Source organism: Sorangiineae bacterium MSr11367 (assembly GCA_037157805.1).
Taxonomy (GTDB): Bacteria; Myxococcota_A; Polyangia; order Polyangiales; family Polyangiaceae; genus Pendulispora; species Pendulispora rubella.
Genome location: CP089983.1, coordinates 6,090,714 through 6,108,063, shown reverse-complemented (window position 1 = coordinate 6,108,063; position 17,350 = coordinate 6,090,714). Strand labels below are relative to the sequence as shown.

General features: G+C 63.9%; 19 protein-coding genes. 5 read left to right on the top strand and 14 right to left on the bottom strand.

Going from position 1 to position 17,350, the window contains the following annotated elements; genetic code table 11:
• Positions 1 to 10: 10 nt before the first annotated feature.
• From LVJ94_23305 to LVJ94_23285, 5 genes are all read right to left on the bottom strand, one after another.
• A complete protein-coding gene (locus tag LVJ94_23305; GenBank protein WXB10141.1) occupies positions 11 to 952 on the bottom strand; it encodes a hypothetical protein in 942 nt (313 codons plus the stop codon).
• Entirely contained in the window at positions 946 to 1,728 is a 783-nt protein-coding gene (locus LVJ94_23300) for a hypothetical protein (GenBank protein ID WXB10140.1), read from the bottom strand. Before LVJ94_23300 ends, LVJ94_23305 begins: the two co-directional genes overlap by 7 nt.
• Positions 1,729 to 1,766: 38 nt before the next feature.
• Positions 1,767 to 2,675, bottom strand: a complete 909-nt coding sequence (locus tag LVJ94_23295; protein WXB10139.1) for a hypothetical protein — start codon at positions 2,673 to 2,675, stop codon at positions 1,767 to 1,769.
• Between the two features lie 88 nt (positions 2,676 to 2,763).
• On the bottom strand, positions 2,764 to 5,643 hold the full coding sequence (locus tag LVJ94_23290; GenBank protein WXB10138.1) for a penicillin acylase family protein: 2,880 nt from the start codon (positions 5,641 to 5,643) through the stop codon (positions 2,764 to 2,766).
• A 116-nt stretch (positions 5,644 to 5,759) separates the two neighbouring features.
• Positions 5,760 to 5,963 (bottom strand): hypothetical protein, encoded by a 204-nt coding sequence (locus LVJ94_23285; protein WXB10137.1) that lies wholly within the window; start codon positions 5,961 to 5,963, stop codon positions 5,760 to 5,762.
• A gap of 153 nt (positions 5,964 to 6,116) precedes the next feature.
• On the opposite strand from LVJ94_23285, the gene LVJ94_23280 reads away from it, so the two are divergent.
• From LVJ94_23280 to gspD, 3 genes are all read left to right on the top strand, one after another.
• The gene (locus LVJ94_23280) at positions 6,117 to 7,688 is read left to right on the top strand and encodes a hypothetical protein (GenBank protein WXB10136.1); all 1,572 of its coding nucleotides are present in this window, start codon (positions 6,117 to 6,119) and stop codon (positions 7,686 to 7,688) included.
• Positions 7,675 to 8,790, top strand: a complete 1,116-nt coding sequence (locus tag LVJ94_23275) for a tetratricopeptide repeat protein (GenBank protein WXB10135.1) — start codon at positions 7,675 to 7,677, stop codon at positions 8,788 to 8,790. Before LVJ94_23280 ends, LVJ94_23275 begins: the two co-directional genes overlap by 14 nt.
• An 83-nt stretch (positions 8,791 to 8,873) precedes the next feature.
• Entirely contained in the window at positions 8,874 to 11,138 is a 2,265-nt protein-coding gene (gene gspD, locus LVJ94_23270) for a type II secretion system secretin GspD (GenBank protein WXB10134.1), read from the top strand.
• A 149-nt stretch (positions 11,139 to 11,287) separates the two neighbouring features.
• Here the strand turns inward: gspD and LVJ94_23265 are convergent, their stop codons facing one another.
• Genes LVJ94_23265 through LVJ94_23240 form a run of 6 tightly spaced genes read right to left on the bottom strand, consistent with a single transcriptional unit; the run spans position 11,288 to position 13,977 of the window.
• Positions 11,288 to 12,061: a class I SAM-dependent methyltransferase gene (locus LVJ94_23265; GenBank protein WXB10133.1), complete on the bottom strand. Its 774-nt coding sequence runs from the start codon at positions 12,059 to 12,061 to the stop codon at positions 11,288 to 11,290.
• A 27-nt stretch (positions 12,062 to 12,088) separates the two neighbouring features.
• Positions 12,089 to 12,259 carry a hypothetical protein gene (locus LVJ94_23260; protein ID WXB10132.1) on the bottom strand — a complete coding sequence of 57 codons (171 nt, stop codon included), beginning with the start codon at positions 12,257 to 12,259 and terminating at the stop codon, positions 12,089 to 12,091.
• Positions 12,260 to 12,262: 3 nt separating this feature from the next.
• A complete protein-coding gene (locus LVJ94_23255; protein WXB10131.1) occupies positions 12,263 to 12,607 on the bottom strand; it encodes a metalloregulator ArsR/SmtB family transcription factor in 345 nt (114 codons plus the stop codon).
• Complete coding sequence (locus tag LVJ94_23250; GenBank protein WXB10130.1) at positions 12,607 to 13,056, bottom strand: aminotransferase; 450 nt, start codon at positions 13,054 to 13,056, stop codon at positions 12,607 to 12,609. The genes LVJ94_23255 and LVJ94_23250 overlap by 1 nt, the downstream gene beginning before the upstream one ends.
• Positions 13,057 to 13,111: 55 nt before the next feature.
• Entirely contained in the window at positions 13,112 to 13,396 is a 285-nt protein-coding gene (locus LVJ94_23245; protein ID WXB10129.1) for a hypothetical protein, read from the bottom strand.
• Complete coding sequence (locus LVJ94_23240; GenBank protein ID WXB10128.1) at positions 13,393 to 13,977, bottom strand: RNA polymerase sigma factor; 585 nt, start codon at positions 13,975 to 13,977, stop codon at positions 13,393 to 13,395. Before LVJ94_23240 ends, LVJ94_23245 begins: the two co-directional genes overlap by 4 nt.
• 107 nt (positions 13,978 to 14,084) lie before the next feature.
• On the opposite strand from LVJ94_23240, the gene LVJ94_23235 reads away from it, so the two are divergent.
• Entirely contained in the window at positions 14,085 to 14,471 is a 387-nt protein-coding gene (locus LVJ94_23235; protein WXB10127.1) for a hypothetical protein, read from the top strand.
• Positions 14,468 to 15,175: a CPBP family intramembrane metalloprotease gene (locus LVJ94_23230; GenBank protein WXB10126.1), complete on the top strand. Its 708-nt coding sequence runs from the start codon at positions 14,468 to 14,470 to the stop codon at positions 15,173 to 15,175. The genes LVJ94_23235 and LVJ94_23230 overlap by 4 nt, the downstream gene beginning before the upstream one ends.
• A 125-nt stretch (positions 15,176 to 15,300) precedes the next feature.
• Here LVJ94_23230 and LVJ94_23225 read toward each other — a convergent pair whose 3' ends face one another.
• The 3 genes from LVJ94_23225 to LVJ94_23215 form a co-directional block, all read right to left on the bottom strand.
• Positions 15,301 to 16,203 carry an MBL fold metallo-hydrolase gene (locus LVJ94_23225; protein WXB10125.1) on the bottom strand — a complete coding sequence of 301 codons (903 nt, stop codon included), beginning with the start codon at positions 16,201 to 16,203 and terminating at the stop codon, positions 15,301 to 15,303.
• 77 nt (positions 16,204 to 16,280) lie between these two features.
• Positions 16,281 to 17,102 (bottom strand): hypothetical protein, encoded by an 822-nt coding sequence (locus LVJ94_23220; GenBank protein ID WXB10124.1) that lies wholly within the window; start codon positions 17,100 to 17,102, stop codon positions 16,281 to 16,283.
• Positions 17,099 to 17,347: a hypothetical protein gene (locus LVJ94_23215; protein ID WXB10123.1), complete on the bottom strand. Its 249-nt coding sequence runs from the start codon at positions 17,345 to 17,347 to the stop codon at positions 17,099 to 17,101. The genes LVJ94_23220 and LVJ94_23215 overlap by 4 nt, the downstream gene beginning before the upstream one ends.
• Positions 17,348 to 17,350 lie beyond the last annotated feature (3 nt).

The window sequence follows — 17,350 nt, the reverse complement described above, 5'->3', positions numbered from 1 at the left end:
GAAGATAATGTCAAACAATGGAGGTGAGCTCGTTCCAGCGCGGGCGGCTCGCGCGCGGGGTTTTTGCCGCATCGATCACCAGGTCGGCCATCTTTTCGACCGTCCATCGAAAGTGGGAATCGCCGAGCGACGTGATGTCGAAGTCGGGCGCGGAGTTCATGAAATCGATGGCGTAGGGAATGCCGTCGGCAATCGCGAACTCCACCGTGTTCATGTCGTAGCCCAGCGCGCGCGTGAGCTTGAGCGCGTCGTGCACCACCCGCGCCTCCAGCTCCGCGCCCAGCGGCGGCATCGATTCGTGCGCGTGCCGGTACCGGTCGAAGTGCGAAAGCCGCGGATCCCAGAGCGCCGGAAGCACGTCGCGCCGGCCGATGACGATGCAGCGGACGTACTGCACCCAGCGGATTTCCTCCTGCACGATCATGGTGAAGCGCCCGCTGTGATCGTACGCGGCGTGCAGCTCTTGCATCGAGGCGACGCGCGTGACGCCCGTCCAGCCGCCGCCCCAGTGCGGTTTGATGTACATGGGAAATCCGAGGTCGCGCTCGATGGCGTCCCAATCGACCAGGCCCATGTTGTGCTGGAGCGACTCCGCGCTGATGGAGCTTTCGTAGTTCTTCGACGGCAAGAGCACCGTCTTGGGGACGCTCACCCCGAGGGCGTCGGCCAGTGCCACGTCGAAAAACTTGTCATCGGCGATGCGGAAAAAGGGGTCGTTGATCGTGCGCGCCCCGCGGAGCTTCGCCACCTTCAAATACGGCTGGTAGCAGGGCACCTCGTGCGAAATGCGGTCGACGATCACCTCGTACTCGAGCTTGTCGGTCGCGCGCGGCGCATTGAAGTTCGCATACACGACCTCCACGCCCGCATCGCGCCGGCCGACCTCCGCCATCAGCGCTTCGGGAAAGGAGCGCTCCCTCCCGACGAGCAGCCCGACCCGCCTCGTCACCATCCGAGCCGCTCGCTCAGGTAGTAGTTGAGCATCTTTCGCCACGTCGGCCAGTCGTGCGGCGTGTCGTGGCCCCACAGATCCAGGTTGTTCCAGATCTTCGAATCCCAGAGCACCGACGAGAAGTCTTTCGACTGCTGCGGGTGCTCCCACTGACCTTGGCCGGTCAAGATGTGAATCTGACTATGCCGGATCAAATCCCGCGTGCGCGCGTCGTGGATGTTGCGCACGTACGCCATGGGATTGTTGAAATAGACGTTGTCGTCCGAGTATCCGTGGAGCCAGCTGGGCCAGAGCTCGTAAAAGCCGCTCATCGCAATCAGCGTGTCGAACAGGTCGGGCCGGCGGAAAAACGAGTTGGCCGCGTGGTAGCCGCCGAAGCTTGCCCCGGTGACGCCGATGCGCGCATTCTCGTCGCCCAGAACGCGGCGGATGTGCGGCACCACCTCTTCCTCGACGTATTTGGCATAGAGCGCCTGCCTACGCGCCTTTTCTTTTGGTCCAATATCGCGATTCATCCACGACAAATCGTTGATGGTATTGATGGCGAAGACGTTCACCCGACCATTGAGCAAATGGTGCTCGATCGCTTTGATCAGATAAAAGCGCTCGGCATCGTAAAGATCGCTCTGGGCCGTGGGGAAGAGAAGGAGCGCGTGCCCATAGTGGCCGTAGCGCACGATGGGCATTTCGAGGCCGAGGTTCGGGCTGCGCCAGCCGAAGACCTCTTTGTTCAGCGTCGGGTCGATGTACATGAGGTACACCGATCCATAGCCCATCTCTTCCGACTTGGAACTCGCAGACGCAACCTGCGACGTTATTTACCGTCGTTGGAGCTCGACTGAATGTACCTGGGGCGGCCGATGACCCATTCTTTGAGGCGCGGCGGGTCGCTTCCCAACAAGGGGCGCACGCCGGCGGCGCGCGCGCCACCTGGTCGGGCCAACAGCCATGCGCGCTGCAGCGAGGCGTCGTCCGACGGTGTGATCGCGATGTTCTCCATCGAGATCCCCAGCTCCGTCGGGTGTGGCGCATTGCTCATGGGCGCCAGCGAGGCCGATTTTTCCTGCCACGCATAAGGTTTCGTCTCCGTTGCAATCCGGACGACATCGGGCATTCCAATCAGTCTGGTCGCGACGGAGGGGGCGAACAAATCGGACGCCTTGCAATAGACGAAACCGAGCGTCGTCGGCTTCGGTGTGCGAACCGGGACATCGTTCTGCCAGTACCAATTGGCCGGTGCAGGGCCCCAGCCCACGTAGCCCGACGAGCCCGTGCGCCAGACGACCCACGCGCCTGCATAGCGACGGCCCGGGACCCAGGCCCACCCGCGCGGGCCCGAGAACATCCACCGGCCGTAGTGGAACGTGGCCCAACCCCAGGGAAGCGTGGACACCCAGACGTATTCGCCCTGCCCGTAGGTCCATCGGCCGTGGGTCGCGTAGGGCGTGAAGTTCGCCCCGACCTCGGCGCGCGACGGATACCAGACGGTGCCGAGCTTCCGATCTTCTTCCCAGCTTCCATGCGGCTCGAGTTCGGCCCGGAACTGATCGAGCGCGCTCGGATCGACGTCGGAGTATTGCTCCGAGAAGATATCCGTCTCGCTCGGGACGAAGTGGGGCGTTTCGTGGTGTGCTTCGCCCACCGGAGTTTCAATCTCCGGAATGGTGGATGCACAACCGCTCAGGAGCACCAGCGCGAACGATGAGCAAGCCAGTACCTTCATGACGGCGTCATTCGAGAGTAGCGCGCGTCGCGTGGAAGGGCCATCACGTTGCGCGCCCGCTCGTCGGGTAAGCTGGTGTGTGACGCTCCTACTTCGATGCCGATGACGAGTAGAGGGTTCGCGTTTCCGCTTCTGCCTTCACCTCGGTGTGCGTGAACGACACCGCGTGATTTTGATTGCGCCGCCAGAGCTCGGCCTCGTCGCGGAAGTGCTTGTTCGTATCGTCCCAGACCGCGCCGCCCGGCAATGCATTGCGGGCGCGCGGCCCCGCGGGGTCCATTTCGATGACGAAGCGCTGGGTCGGGCCGTGGGCGTAACTGAAATCTACCTGAGAAAGGTCCCGTGTCTTCGTGCTGTAGGTGGCGACGTCGACGTTGTACCCATCACCATGGCGCGGGAAGCCATTGGGGAAGGTGGCATCGCCGCCCGGCGGAATGGACAGTGCCGGCCACAACGGAACCAAGGACGCGAACCGCAGCGTGTGGAAGGTGCCCCAACGCCACGCGTTGCGATCTTGGCCGGCCCTCTTGTCGGCCTTCAAGAAGGCGAGCGCGTCGAGCAACGAAGTGACCATTCGCTCGTCCCGCGACTCCGGGGTGGCGGTGTTCAGATCGTCGAACAGGAGCGAATCGTTCGCGCGCACCGCATTGACCAGCGCCACCCGCATGTCGAAGGGGGATGTCTTGAACTCGAGTTTGCCAAGCTCATCGTCGAAGGTCGCGCCGAGCATCCGCACGAGCCACACATTGAAGATGAGGGTCGCTTTGCTCGCGAGGGCCTCACCTGCATCGGCCGACAGCGTGTTGTCGTCCAAGTTCAGGCCCGCGGAGGCCTCGTAATCCTTGTCCAAGGCCCAGCGCCGGAAGACGTCTTGCACCTCGGCGATGAGGGCGGGATCGTACGCCGCGCTTTTGACCACGGTCGCGAGGTCCGGGCGCGAGCCCGGTGTCGCCCGCTCCTCCTCCGCATGACCGAGCGCCTCGAGCAACTTGGGCGTGAGCTCCGCGCCCAGAGGCGACTGCGCGTCCCCTTGAATGGAGGCCATCTCCTCGGGGGTCATCTTGTTGCCCACGGCCTCGATGCGCTTCTTGATGCGCGCCTCGCGCAGGCCCGTATCGAAGTAGCAACCCATGTACATCGGATCGCCATTGGGCAATTTGTCGTTGGACGGATCGTTGTCGACGGTCACGCCCACCTGGTCGTTGTTGGCCGTGGCGATGTACCCCGACGAAGGATTCTTCGCGTGCGGAACGTTGGCCTCGGGGAGGTATTCCCCCGTCCACTCTGCGGTGCCGTCGCCCGGCAGGACGAAGCACGGCAACGTGCCCGAAAACGTGTTCGGATCCCAGCTGTACGCCCGTTTGTCGCGCTTCGGTATTTGGGATTGCGACGAATAGAAGATATCCCCGTTGGTGTCGGCGAATACCCAGTTCTGTGCGCCCACCGAGAAGTTGCGAATGGCCACCCGCGCATCCTCGACGGTCTTCGCCCGCATGAATCCGAATACGGCGGCGAGCTCGTTGGTGGGCTCCATACCCGTCCAGCGCATACTGAGCGCGGCCTTCGAAGGATCCGGAGCCACCACCTTATGGTCGACGATGGTCGGTACCAGCGGGCCATGGTGGTGGGGCACCATCAACACGTCGTACTCGATGGGATCTCTTCCCTGGACCTTGATGGTCTCGTGGACCTTCTCGAACGGGACGTTTTGACCGTTGAAGACGACCCCCGATGCATCGCCGTTGAGCTTTTCGCTGTAGACGTCGGTCACGTCGTACAAGGCGGTGGTCGCTCCCCAGCCGACGTTGCGGTTGTACCCCAGAATGACGCCGGCGATGCCCGGGAAGGCCAAGCCCGCGACATCCATGTCCTGCGAGGGATCGCTCGCGTTGATGACGTTCAGGTGCACCATCCAGAAGACGGCGGGGGCGCTCAAGGAAAGGTGCGGATCGCTGGCCAAGATCGCGTGCCCGCTCGCCGTCCGGCTGGGCGCGACGACCCAGTTGTTCGAGCCGGTGAACGGGCGCTCGCCGAGGAAGGAGCGCATCTTCCCCAGGCCCGAAACGAACCCGTTGGCCGCGTCGAACGTCGCCGGCGAAACCGCCGCGGGGCGGACGGCTGCACGCGGCACCACCTGCGTCTGCGCGATGGGCCGCGAACCGATCTCCAGCGGCTGCGATTGCACGTGGCCCCCATCGTTGGGGAAGCCGGGCAACACCGTCGCCGTGTCGAGCGGCTTGAACTGCGCATACTGCGCCAGCAACGGCGCGCGTTTCTTCAATTGTTCATCGGTCGAAGCGCCGAATACGGTTCGCCACTTGGCGATGAAGCTCGATTGCGTGATCTCTTCGTCGGCCGTGAGCGACAACTCCTGGGACTGGAATCGCGCCACCGCCAGAACGTCGGCGCCATTCCAAGGCTCGAACGCGGTGAGGGGAAGGAGCGACATGGACTGCGGCAGCACCTCCTCGGCATTTTCCGAATTGAGGCGCGCATTGAACTGCGAAATACCGTCGGCGTACGCGTCCAGCAGCTTCTTCGCCTCGCTCTCGGCGGGCAGGGCCTCGTACATCTTCTTGGCCACGCGGTGCAGCCCGATGGTGCGCGCGCTGATGTCGCTGTCGATCAGGTCCGGACTGAGACCGCCGAGCAGCTCCGCCATGCGCCCTTCGGCGATGCGTCGAATGAGCTCGAGTTGCGCCGTGCGGTCGCGTGCGAGCTGGTATCCCTCGACGCGCATCGCATCCGCCGACGTGGTCGCGTAGATGTGCACCATGCCGTGCGCGTCGCGCACGACGTCGACGGGGCCTTCCAAGCGCTCGATCTGCGTGCGGAAGTCGATCTTCGGCGTGTAACCAAAAGGCCCCGGCGCTTCGGGAATGCCGTCGCCCGTGGAGTTGCACCCGACGTGGGACATACAGGCAATCGGCCCGAGGGACAGAGTCAAGAGAAGGTTTCGAAGGCGCATTGGCGGCAGGATACACCTTCCGCTTCGCGCGCCCGAGAAAGATGAGCTACGCCGTTCCCACCCCGAGAAAAAGCAAACGGGGAGGGAACGGTCAAAAACGACGACCGCCTTGGCGCCTATTTCAGAAAGCTGCCAATGGCATTCTTGGCGGCATCGAGCGCGCTGTCGACCTTTTCACCCGTGAGCGCCGCCTCGACGTGCCCACGCACTGCGTCGGGAAGCTTCGACCCGATGAAATCGCGCACCACACCGGCGACTTTCTCGGCTTGCTGCTGGTTGAGATCCGCTTTGGCGATGAGTTCCGAAATGAGAGCCTTCATGTCGTCCTCTCCTTTCCGTTGCCCGCGGAGTCTATCATTCGAAGTTGGGTGTGCGAGAACATGCGCGCTCCAGCTTGGGTTGAATTCTCTACGAGCTCGGCGTACACAATGAGGATGACCATCATCGTTCGGCCAGGGCTTATAACCCGCTCCATGAAAAGCCTTCACGTAATGGGCAAAAGCGGTGTCGCGATCGCGCTGCTTTTGCTCGGAGGAGCAGGCTGGATGGCCGCCTGTTCCGATGACGACAACTCCGGCACGTCACGTGGCGATGCGGGGCAAGACGCCACGCCGCGGGACACGGGCGCGCAGCAAGATACGAGCACGCAAGACACCGGCTCCCAGGCGTGCCATGCGCAGCGACCGCCCGTGGCGTCGGCCAAACTGGCGTTCTCGTCGGGGCTCGCGAATTACGATGCCGCGTACGGCAAAGCGCTTGGCGTCATTCAAGCCGACGTGAAAAACGGAGTGTTCATCGCCGGTCAAAACTGGGACCAAGTGTGGACGCGCGACACGTCGTACTCGATCGATCTGGGCGCGGGCCTGCTCTACCCAGACGTGGCGAAGAAGACGCTCGAGGGCATGACGGAAGACGATGCATTCGGCAAAGTGTGGATTCAAGACAAGGCCGGCCACTTCGGCGGATGGCCCAACTTGAGCGACGCCATCGTGGGCGCGCAGGGGGCGTGGTCGCTTTACCTCACCACCGGCGATCAGGCGCTCCTCGAGTGGAGCTACGGCATCACGGCCAACTCGCTCAAGCGCGCCGAGCGCGATGTGTTCAAATCCGACGCGGGCCTCTTCGGCGGGTGCTCCAGCTTCATGGAGTCGAACAGCGGATATCCGAAGAAATACGAAAATACGAAAACGGGATTGGCCGAGACGAAGGCGCTCAGTACGAATCTGCTTTACTACCGCGGATACGTCGTCGCCGCCAAAATGGCCACTCTGTTGAACAAACCCTCCGAGGCCGCGGGTTTCGAGGCCAAGGCCGAGGCCTTGAAGAAGGCCATCAACGACCGACTCTGGATGGCCGACAAAGGCTATTACGCCTATTTCGAAGAGAAGGACGGCACCAAAGAGCCAAAGATGGAGGGGACCGGCGAGTCGTTCGCCATCCTCTGGGGCGTGGCCGACGCCTCGAAGACGCAGAGCATCCTGGAAAAGACGCACATCACGCAGTGGGGCATCCCGTGCCTATGGCCGCAATATGCCGATTGGATGCAGTACGACGCGGGGGATGCGGATTATTACCACAACGGCATGGTGTGGCCGTTCGTTCAAGGCTATTGGGGCTGGGCCTCCACGCAATCGAAGAACGTGCCGCGCTTTCAGTACGAGTTCGATCGCATTCGCGCGCTCTCGGAGAAGAACGAGACGTTCCAGGAATTCTACACGCCCGAGGACGGCCATCCCGATGGGTCTCCGCGGCAGCTCTGGAGTGCCTCGGGGTACCTCTCGATGGTCTACCACGGCATCTTCGGGATGACCTTCGAGCCCACCGGCGTAACATTCGCGCCAGTCGTGCCGCCGGCCTTCGCCCAGTCGACCCTGGACAACATTCCGTACCGGGGCATGACCCTCCACGCGAGCGTGACCGGCACCGGCACTGAGGTGGCGAAATTCTCCGTTGACGGCACGGAACAGGCCGATCACCGCATACCGTCCAACCTGACTGGTGCCCACCGCGTCGATATTGTAATGACGCAATGTGGACAGAACTAGCCTCCTCCTTTCCCTCCTCCTCACGTCCGCGCTTCCGCTCGCGGCCTGCTCGCACAACGACCGCCCGCCGCCCTCCTCGGCTGCGACAACCGCAACCGCGGGAGGGCAGGGCTACGGAAGCGTCGCCGCCGCCCTGTCGCGCGCGCAGCGTGGGCGGGGCGAGTTCGATCAGGCCGAGCGAACCCTGAGCGCGGCGGAATCCAGCGCTCAGGCGTCCGGGGACCGCGCCAGCCTCGGCGACATCGCCGCGGCCAAGGTTTGGCTCCTCGCCGACCGCTCTTTCTACGGCGACGTCGACCCGGTGGCCGCGCGCAAGACCATCGACGATGCCAGGCGCGTCGCGCGCGAAAGTGGGAGTCGCGGCGCGCAGGCCACGGTCATCGACGCCGCTGCGTTTTACGACTACCGCGACATCCTCTTCAACGGCGGCAGCTACACCAAGGTCCGCAACGAGTTCCAACAAGCCTTGAGCGCCTACGAGGCCGTGGGGGATTTCTCCGGCCAGGCCATGAGCCTCTTTCACATCGGGCTGACCTACGAGGAGGAGGGCCGCAAGGCGGAGGCGCGTCCCTTCTACCAGCGCTCTGCGGCCTCGGCCGAGCGGGCCGACGATCCTGCCACTTTGTCGTTCCCGGTCCGGCACCTGGGCTTCCTCTACGCCGAGGAAGGCAAGCTCGACGAGGCGCTGCGCCACCAGCGCCGCTGCTTGTTCCTGCGCATCCGCGCCGGGCTGACCCTCAACGTGCCCTATGCGTACATCGCCGTGGGCGATGCCGAATTTGCAAAAGGCGACCCGGGCCGCGCCCGCATCTATTTCAATGACGCGCTCGACCTGGGCCGCGAGCAGCACTCCGATTCGGTGAGCCTCGAGGCCCACAAATCACTGGGCAAAGTCGACGAGCGCGAGAATCACAAAGACGCTGCTGCACGGCATTATCAGGAAGCTCTCAGCAGCGCCGACAAGTTGAAGAGAAACTCCGACGTCAAAGAGATTTGTGAAAGCCTGACGCGGGTTTACCAGCAAATGGGCGATCGCGATAAAGCGCAATTCTACGGGCAGCGCGCGCGCGAGGCGGACCACGCCATGAAGGCAAAAAACTAGTCGCGATTTCGCGGTCCATTGCCATCGTGGCAAGCGACCGCCAAGTTGGAATAGCGCGCCTCGCCGGGAGGTCTTCGACCGAAATGAATCATCTCGGTCGCGAGCTTCTCCTCGCAGGCGCGTCCTTTTGTCTTGGCCTTTCTTCGCTCGTGGCCTGTCCTCGTCTGGTGCGAGCGGCCGATCCCCCGTTCAAGCCGGAGCTCGCGGTCAAACCGGTCGGACCCAACGAGAAGATCAACTTTCAATTGGTGGACGCGGAGGTCTCGGAGCTCGTCCGCGTCGTGGGCGGGTTTACGGGCAAGCGTTTCGTCATTGCCAACAACAAGATCAAATCGATACGAGCCACCATCGTGGCGGCCCAGCCCATCACCGCGGCCGAGGCGTACCAGGCATTCCTCTCGGTGCTTCAGGCCAATGGCCTCACCGTGCTGGAGCGCGGAACGTATTATCAAATCGTCGAATCGAAGGACGTCGAGCGGCAAAATACTTCGGTGGTGCCGAACGATTCGCTGCCTGCCGAGGATCGGTACGTCACCCAGGTGCTGCGCCTGAAGAACGTGCGCGCGGAAGACGTTGCGGAAAGCGTGCTCGCGAAGTTTCAAACCCGCGATGGTTCGATCGTGCCGTATGCGCCGGGCAACCTGCTCATCATGACCGACACCGGCTCGAACCTGCGGCGCATGATGCGGCTGCTCGAGGACATCGACGTGCCCAATGCCTCGGAGGACAAGCTGTACTTCGAGCCGATTCACTATGCATCCGCCACCGACGTGGAGAAGAAGCTGACCGAGATCTTCGATTTGAAGAAGAAGGACGTTCCCACGAACGACGGTCTTCACATCACCAAGGTCATTGCCATCGATCGGCCGAATGCCCTGGCCATCGTGGCCACGCCCGAATCGTACAAGCGGCTCTTGAGCATCGTGCGCATCATGGACCAGCCGCTGAGCAACGAGGGCCAGATCAACGTGGTGCCGCTCCAGCACGTGGATGCGAAGAAGATCGTGCAGGCGCTCAACGAGGCGGTGAACGGTGCGGCTCCGGCCGGCGGTGGTGGTGCGCCCCCCGGCGCGGGCGGAGCCGCAGGAAGTGCGCCGAAGGCCGCGCTGAGCGTGCTCGAGTCGACGGTGAAAATCAGTGCCGACGAGTCGACCAATTCGATCCTGGTGACGTCGTCACCGCGCGATTATGCATCGATCAAAATGGTCATCGACAGGTTGGACCGGCCGAAGAGGCAAGTTTACATCGAGGCCGTGGTGATGGAGATCACGGCGGAGAGCGGGTTCAATTTCGGTGTGGCCTGGCATGGTGGCAACGTCGCCAGCGACGGCAGCCTACTTTACGGAGGATTTCGCGCGGACAAGTCGGCGCTGCCGCCCGACGCGTCGTCGCTCCAGGCATTTGCCCTGGGCATTCGCACCCCGGAAATTCCGCTGCCGTTCAGCATTCCTACCGGCACGGGCTCGAGCATCAACTCCATTCCCGGCCTGGGCATGCTCATCACGGCGGCGGCGAGTACGAAGGGGGCCGATATTCTTTCCACCCCGAGCGTCGTGGCGAGCGACAACACCGCGGCCGAGCTCAAGGTGCAGATCAACACGCCGCTCAATCCGAATGCACCGCCCCCTTCGATCATCGCGGGCGGGACGACGCTTCCAGGCGCGAACACGTCCAACACGAACATGTTGAAGATTGGGCCGCGCATCAAAATTACACCTCACCTCAACGACTCGGACGAAATACGGCTCGATGTGGACGAGCAGATCAGCGACATCATCTCGAATCCGACCACGACGTACGGCTCCGTCATTTCCGTCGAGCGATCGGCCACGACGACCCTCACGGTGAAGGACGAAGAGACGGTGGTCATCGCCGGCTTGATGAAGAACAACGTGACCAAGTCGGTGGACAAGGTACCCATCCTGGGCGATATCCCCGTTCTCGGCTCACTCTTTCGCAACACGGTGGAAAGCAACTCGAAGAGCAACTTGGTGCTCGTGCTCACCCCGCACATCATGCGCGACAAAGCCGACCGCGTTCGCATCTTCGAAAAGAAGATGGAGGAGCGCCAGGCGATGATCGACCATGCCGCGCTCTTCGGCGGACAAGCGTGGGAGCCGCGCAAAGACTTCGCACACACGCACGGCCTGGTCGGCGAAATCCGCAAGGCCTACGGCGAGACGGCCAACAAAGCCGCCCTCGAGCGCGCGCGCAACCAGCGCGAGATGAAGACGCACGAGCCGCGGGAGCCCGTGGACATGCCCACGCCGATTCAAACCTGGGGTGGCTCGTCGGACTCGTCGCCGTCGAAGCCCGCCGGAAAACCCGCGCCCAACGTGGAGCGCTAGAGAGAATTCACAGGAAGACGGGAAGACGGGAAGGACTTACGGCACAGAGGGCGCGGAACGCTTTTTTGGGGTTTCCAGTTGGCGCTGTGGGCCAATTGGAAATCAAAAAAATCTTCCCGTCTTCCCGTCTTCCTGTGAATTTCTCCCTCTTAGATCCGGCGGGCGATGGCGACGAGGCCGGTGTCGTCGTTGGAGCCGGGGCCGTCGGGGGAGATGTGGCGGTCGAAGTGCTCGCACTCGTCCACGAAGGCTTCGAATGCGCCCGTGTCGCCCGATGCGACCAGCTCGGCGACGTAGGCGTTTCCGCATAGATGCGCGAGAGAACCCATGCCCGAGGCACGCTCGACGAGCAGACCGTTGTTCTCGATGAACCGTCGAAGTTCGGACGCCGTGAAGGCGCGGATGCCGTCCCGCGGTTTGCCGTCGCGTCGGCGGGAGGCGGCTACCCAGGCCTTGTGCGCGGCGGATACGACCAACGTCCGGCGCGTCACGCGGCAGCTTTCGCGGAGGACGCGATCGGCCTCGGGGCCGGATGCCGACAGCGGGCCATCCATGTTGAGCACCACGTCGAACGAGCGATCCGCGAAGGCGGAGAGGTCCGCCGCGTTTCCCTCGAGGAAGCGGATGCTGCCGCCGCCCTCGATGGGCGATGCTTCCACCTTGCCGCGCGCGATGGCCAGCATCGCCGGCGAGATGTCCACGTGGGTGACCTCGAAGCCGCGGCGGGCGAGGGGAATCGAGAAGGCGCCCGTCGCACCGCCCACATCGAGAACCGTGCGCACGCCGCGCGCGTCGGAGGTCACCCGGTCGATTTCACGCCATCGCAGCGAGCGGTTCACCGACGGCGACTTCGTCCATTCTTCTTCGCCCGCCGCATGTTGATCCCACTCACGTCGTATCGCGTCGAAATCGATGCTTGCCATATCGGGAGCATAGAGACGGTGCCCCGTCTAGGCCAGAGGCGGCGCCCCTTTATTTGCAACGTGATTGCGATAAGACATGGCCAGATCGCCCCACCAGCGGCCCATCATGTCGGTGAAGGCCTGATCCACGAGGCCATGGCGTGCCGGGTGATCCGGGCGCAGGTTGCGGAAGCCGCGGTGCTCGAGCATCACCTGCAAGGCTCATGGTCGCTTCTTTCGCCGTTCGGCGTGGGCCTTGAAGGCATCGAGTTGCCCCGTCCAGAACGTCTCCACCTCGTCGAGCCAATCGCGCAAGCGCGCGAAGGGCTCGGGGCGCAGGCGGTAGACGCGTACGCGGGCGTCGTCCGGGAGCTCGTCCTCCTCGACGAGCCCCGTTTTGCGGAGCACGCGAAGGTGACGGCTCATCGCCGGCGCGCTCATGTCGAACGCCGCGGCGAGGTCCCCCGCGCGCTGCGGCTTTTGGCGGAGCAGGTCCACCACGCCGCGCCGCGTGGGATCGGCCAGCGCGGCCAGCGTGCGATCCAGATCGACGGCCGCCGCGGCCATCAGGCGGTCTGCTTCTTCGGGGTGCTCGTGCGCTGCGCGAACCACCAGTGATGGCCTTCGCAGTCGATGGCGGCGTACCCACGGTCGACGCCGTGCTCGTCGCCGTAGTTCTTCGTTTCGAGCTCCGCGGCGATCTTCGCCCCCGCCGCCTTGGCGCGCGCGTAATGCGCCTCCACGTCCTTGACGTAGACGAAGAGCGACTGCGTGTTGACGCCATCGATCGCGCGCGGGCTCTTGCGCCCGTCGGTTCCCCGCGAGGTCGAGCCCACCATGATGAGCCCATCTTGGTATTCGAGCTCGGAGTGAACGATGCTTCCATCGTCCCCCTCGACCTTGAGCCGTGTGACGAAGCCAAACGCGCGGCCGAGCCAATCGATGGCGGCGGGCGCGTCGTCGTAGAAGAGCGCGGACGAAATGCGGGGCCACCCCGCAGGCACATCGCTGGACATGGTTCACCTCATGGTTAACAGGATGCGAAATAGTTGACGATGAGGTGAAATATTGTCAATTCCCGATGTACACCCGCCCCAGGCTGGCAATCGAGCTCACGATGTACGCCGCGCCCATGAGCAGCAGCAGCAGCGGCAACACGGTGTGCGTCCACACGGCCACCAACACATCGCCCTCGCGTTCGGAGCCCGCGGCCGAAGGCGCGCCCGATTCCAGAAACGCGACGCGCGCATTCCGCCGCACCGACGCCGACAGCATGGGCGGCAGAGGAACCTCGGGCAGGTCTCTCAACTTCTCCAGCTTTTCGTCCAGATCCTGCCCCTCGTCATGCTCGCTCATGGTCGTTCCTCCAATCGTTCCGCAAGGGCAGCGCGTGCCCGGGAGAGGCGCTTGCGGACCGCTTCGTTCTGCAAATCGAGAATTTTGCCCACCTGCTCGGTGGTGAGTCCTTCGACCACCACGAGGAGCAGCACCTCGCGATGAATGGGCGCGAGCGTTTCGAGCGCGTGCTCCAGCCGCACCGTCTCTTGGCGCGCCACCGCCGCCCGCTCCGGCTCGACGACCGCCATCGACGGCTCCTTGCCGAACCACTCGCGCCGCACCCGGTCGACGAAAGCCCAACGCCGATGGCTGAGGAAGCGGTTGCGCGCAATGGTGAAAATCCAGGCGGCAAAGTCGGTATCGTCTTTCAGGTTGGCCGCATGCTTTGCCACGGCGAGCCACGTATCTTGAAAGAGATCCTCGGCCACGTGCGTGCCGCCCAACCGCACCAAGAAGCGCCACAGCCGGACATGGTAGCGCCGGTACAGCTCGTCGAAGGCGCGCGCCTCCCGCCGTCGGAGCGCGGCCACCAACGCCACGTCCGTCGTCGCACCCGCGGGCGGGGGAGTTTCGGTCAGTGCCATATGCAAGAGCGCCATGTTTCTCTCGAGAAACGCACCTGCCGGCCGAGCGTGACTCATTTTTTTTACGCGCGGATCCGTCACGCCTCCCGGCCTCCGGAGTTTACGTCTTCAAGGAGAACACGATGGTCGATTTCTTTCGGGAAGGCGGATGGGGCATGTGGACCATTCTCGCATTTGGCATGGTTACCGTGGGCGCAGCGCTCCGGTACGCGTATTCACCGGGCCGCAAAACGCTGCCGTTCATCATCGCGATGTCCGTCACCCTCCTCGTCACCACGGCGCACGCCACCTGGAGCGATCTGGCGGCCGTCTTCTCGTCGCTGGTACGCCTCGGTGAGGAAGGCAAAAACCCCGATGAGCTCCGCTTGATCCTCTTCCAAGGCCTCAAAGAGTGCACACGCCCCGGCTGCTTCGCGGGCCTTTTCCTGACCTTGTCATGGCTCCTCGTCTCGGTGGGCATGCTCCGCCAGCCGGCCACCGCGCCGCCTGCGAGCGACCGAAGCCCGTGAGCCACGAAGCCTCGGTTCACGTCGCGGCCGATTCGGAGTTGCGGCCGGTGGGCGACCTCGGGAGGATCCTCTTTCTGATCGTCGGCATGACGATCTGGGCGGACGTGAACGACTACCTCGTCACGCACTACCACCTGAGCAAGCTGGCGACGTTCGTCATGCGCACCGTCGTCGACTGCGGCGGTGTGGTGTGGCTCGGGTGCCTGCGCTGGGGGAAAAGCTCGCTTCGCGATCTCGGTTGGCGTTTTGCCCATCCGCTCCGGCTCGTCCTCGTGGGGCTGGCCCTCACGACGATGCACGTTGGGACCGTCTTTGCGGCCGTCGCCCTTTTCGAGGGGGGAACGGTGGTTCGAGAGTTCGCCGGCAACGTCGTTGCGCTGTCGGTGGGGCAGCACCTGTTTTATGGCTTCCTCGGCGTGAAGATCGCCTTTTGGGAAGAGACCCTCTTTCGGGGCGATCTCCTCCGCGCCCTCGAGCGGCGCATGCGCGTCGCGCCGGTCCTTCTCGCGTCGGGCGTCATCTTCGCGCTCTACCATCTTCACCTCGACGATCTGGCCGAGGGCTACCGTGTCTTTCTATCGCCCGGCTTCCTCGTGAAAGGCTTCATCGGCGCCATCTACGCGTTCACCGTGATTCGAACGCGCTCCCTATTGCCCGTCGCCATCGCCCACGCGCTCTCCTGGGCCATCTTCGCCAACAATTGAGAAGAGGATTCACAGGAAGACGGGAAGACGGGAAGGGTTTTTAATTTTCGAGAAGGAGAGGACCGGAAACCCTCTCAACCTTCCCGTCTTCCCGTCTTCCTGTGATCCTCTCCTCTCCTCTGACCTCACATGGGCCGGGTTTCGCCGATGGGGAAGATCCAGAGGCGGTTCGGGTCGTGGCCTTGGTTCGTCCAATAGGTGCGCAGGCGCTCGGGGGGCTCGATCATGGGTTCGTCGGTGAGGCGGAAGGTGCCCCAGTGCATGGCGACGAGGACGCGCGCGCGGAGGATTTCCCAGGCGCGGCCGGCTTCTTCGGGGCCCATGTGTTGTGCCTGCATGAACCACGCGGGCTCGTAGGCGCCGATGGGCAAGAGCGCGTAGTCGATCGAGGGGAAGCGTTCGGCGATGCGCGAGAAGACCTCTTCGCGGAAGGCGGTGTCGCCGGCATGGTAGGCGGTGGCTTGGGGCGCTTGGTAGACGAAGCCGCCCCACAAGCGGCGGTTGCGATCCCACGGGAGCCGCAGCGACCAATGTTGCGCGGGCACCAAGGTGATGGCCACATCGCCCTCGAGGTGCGTCTCCCACCAATCGAGTTCCACGATCCGCGTGAGCCCCGCGCGCTGGAGCACCGGGCCGACGTCCCTCGGCACCACGTAGAGCGCGGATGGCCCGATCCTGCGCAAGGTGGGGATGTCCAGGTGGTCGTAGTGCGCATGCGATACGGTGACGATGTCCGGCGTGGGCACGTCCTCCAGCGCCACGCCGGGCGGGCACGTGCGCTTGATGGGCCCCACGCGCGGCGACCAAATGGGATCGGTCGCGATCAACTTGCCACCGAGGCGCATCAACCACGTGGCGTGCCCGACCCACGTCAACGTGGGCTCGGGGCCCGCGATGCGCGTTCCGTCGTTGGCGACCTGCGGCGGGACGAAGTTTCGCTCCGGGCGAGGCCGGCTGAAATGCCATTTGAGAACGTCACCCAGGCCCTTGTCGGGCGTCGTCCCGTCGAGATTCTTGTAGAGCGGCACGCCCTTGATCTAAGTCCGTGCCTTGACACTGTCCAGAAGCCGGCCCGGCGGCTTCATGCATCTTCACAAACCGGAGCTCACCCCGAGATCGAAGCCACCCGCCGCTGCGCGACACCGGACGAGAGCACGTACAGGCATCCGTAGGTGCGGCACACCTCGAGCAGGGTGCGCTTCGCCACGGGATCCACCGTGGTGATGCTCATGAGCGCATCGGCGCAGTCGTAGCCGAGCCACCCGAGAAAGCCCACGGCCATCAACGCCCACGGCCACGCGAGCGCGCCACCACGCAACGCGATCGCGGTCGGAAGCACCGGCGCGATCATGCACAGTGAAACGATGTCGCCGACGCCCGAGGCGATGAACACCAGGGCGGCGCGGTTGCCGGCCAATGCATCGCGCACGTGGACCACCAGCGAGCCTGCGGCGATGAACAGCGCGAGCACGCCCATGGCCACGTAGGTGCGGAAGCGATTGCGCCCCGTGTCGGGCAGCTCCGCCACGCTCCATGCGCGCCCGAAGCGCCATGCACTGAGTATTCCGAAGAAGTTCGCCAACGCCGCAAGCGCGGGGCGCACCAGGTCGATGTTCGGCACCTCGGTGAGTCCCGGGAGAAAGGTGCAGTCGCGCACCAGCAAGAACGAAAAGCAGATCGCGTTGAACAGCCACGCACCGCGCAGGTAGTCGCCCTTCTCGAAGCCTGCGGCGGCGAAGAGACAACCGCTCAGTGCGAGGACCTTCACGCATTCTTGACCCACGCGAAACAATGCGGGCAGCGCGGAGGTCGGAAGGACGACCACCAAGAGAACCTGGGCGATGCTCCAAACGACCGGCAAGATTGCCAGTTGCCAAAGACGCACGTCGGATACGGATTTCGGAGTCCCCATCGCGCGTGCGCTCATAGCCCGAGTTCTTTGCCGATCTGACCGAGGAGGACCTCCGCGTACGCGCGCCCCACGAAGGTGCGGAGCATGGGGCGCAGCGCCGCTTGCAATTGCGGAACGTCCTCGAGCTTGAGCGTTTCCGGACCCCGGCCCAGCGCCTTGATCGTGAACGTCTTCACGGCCACGCGGCTAGTGTTCGGGCCGAGATACGCGGAAAGCTTTTCCGCGATGCGCTCGGCGATGGGGTTGCCCAGGGGATCCATCCG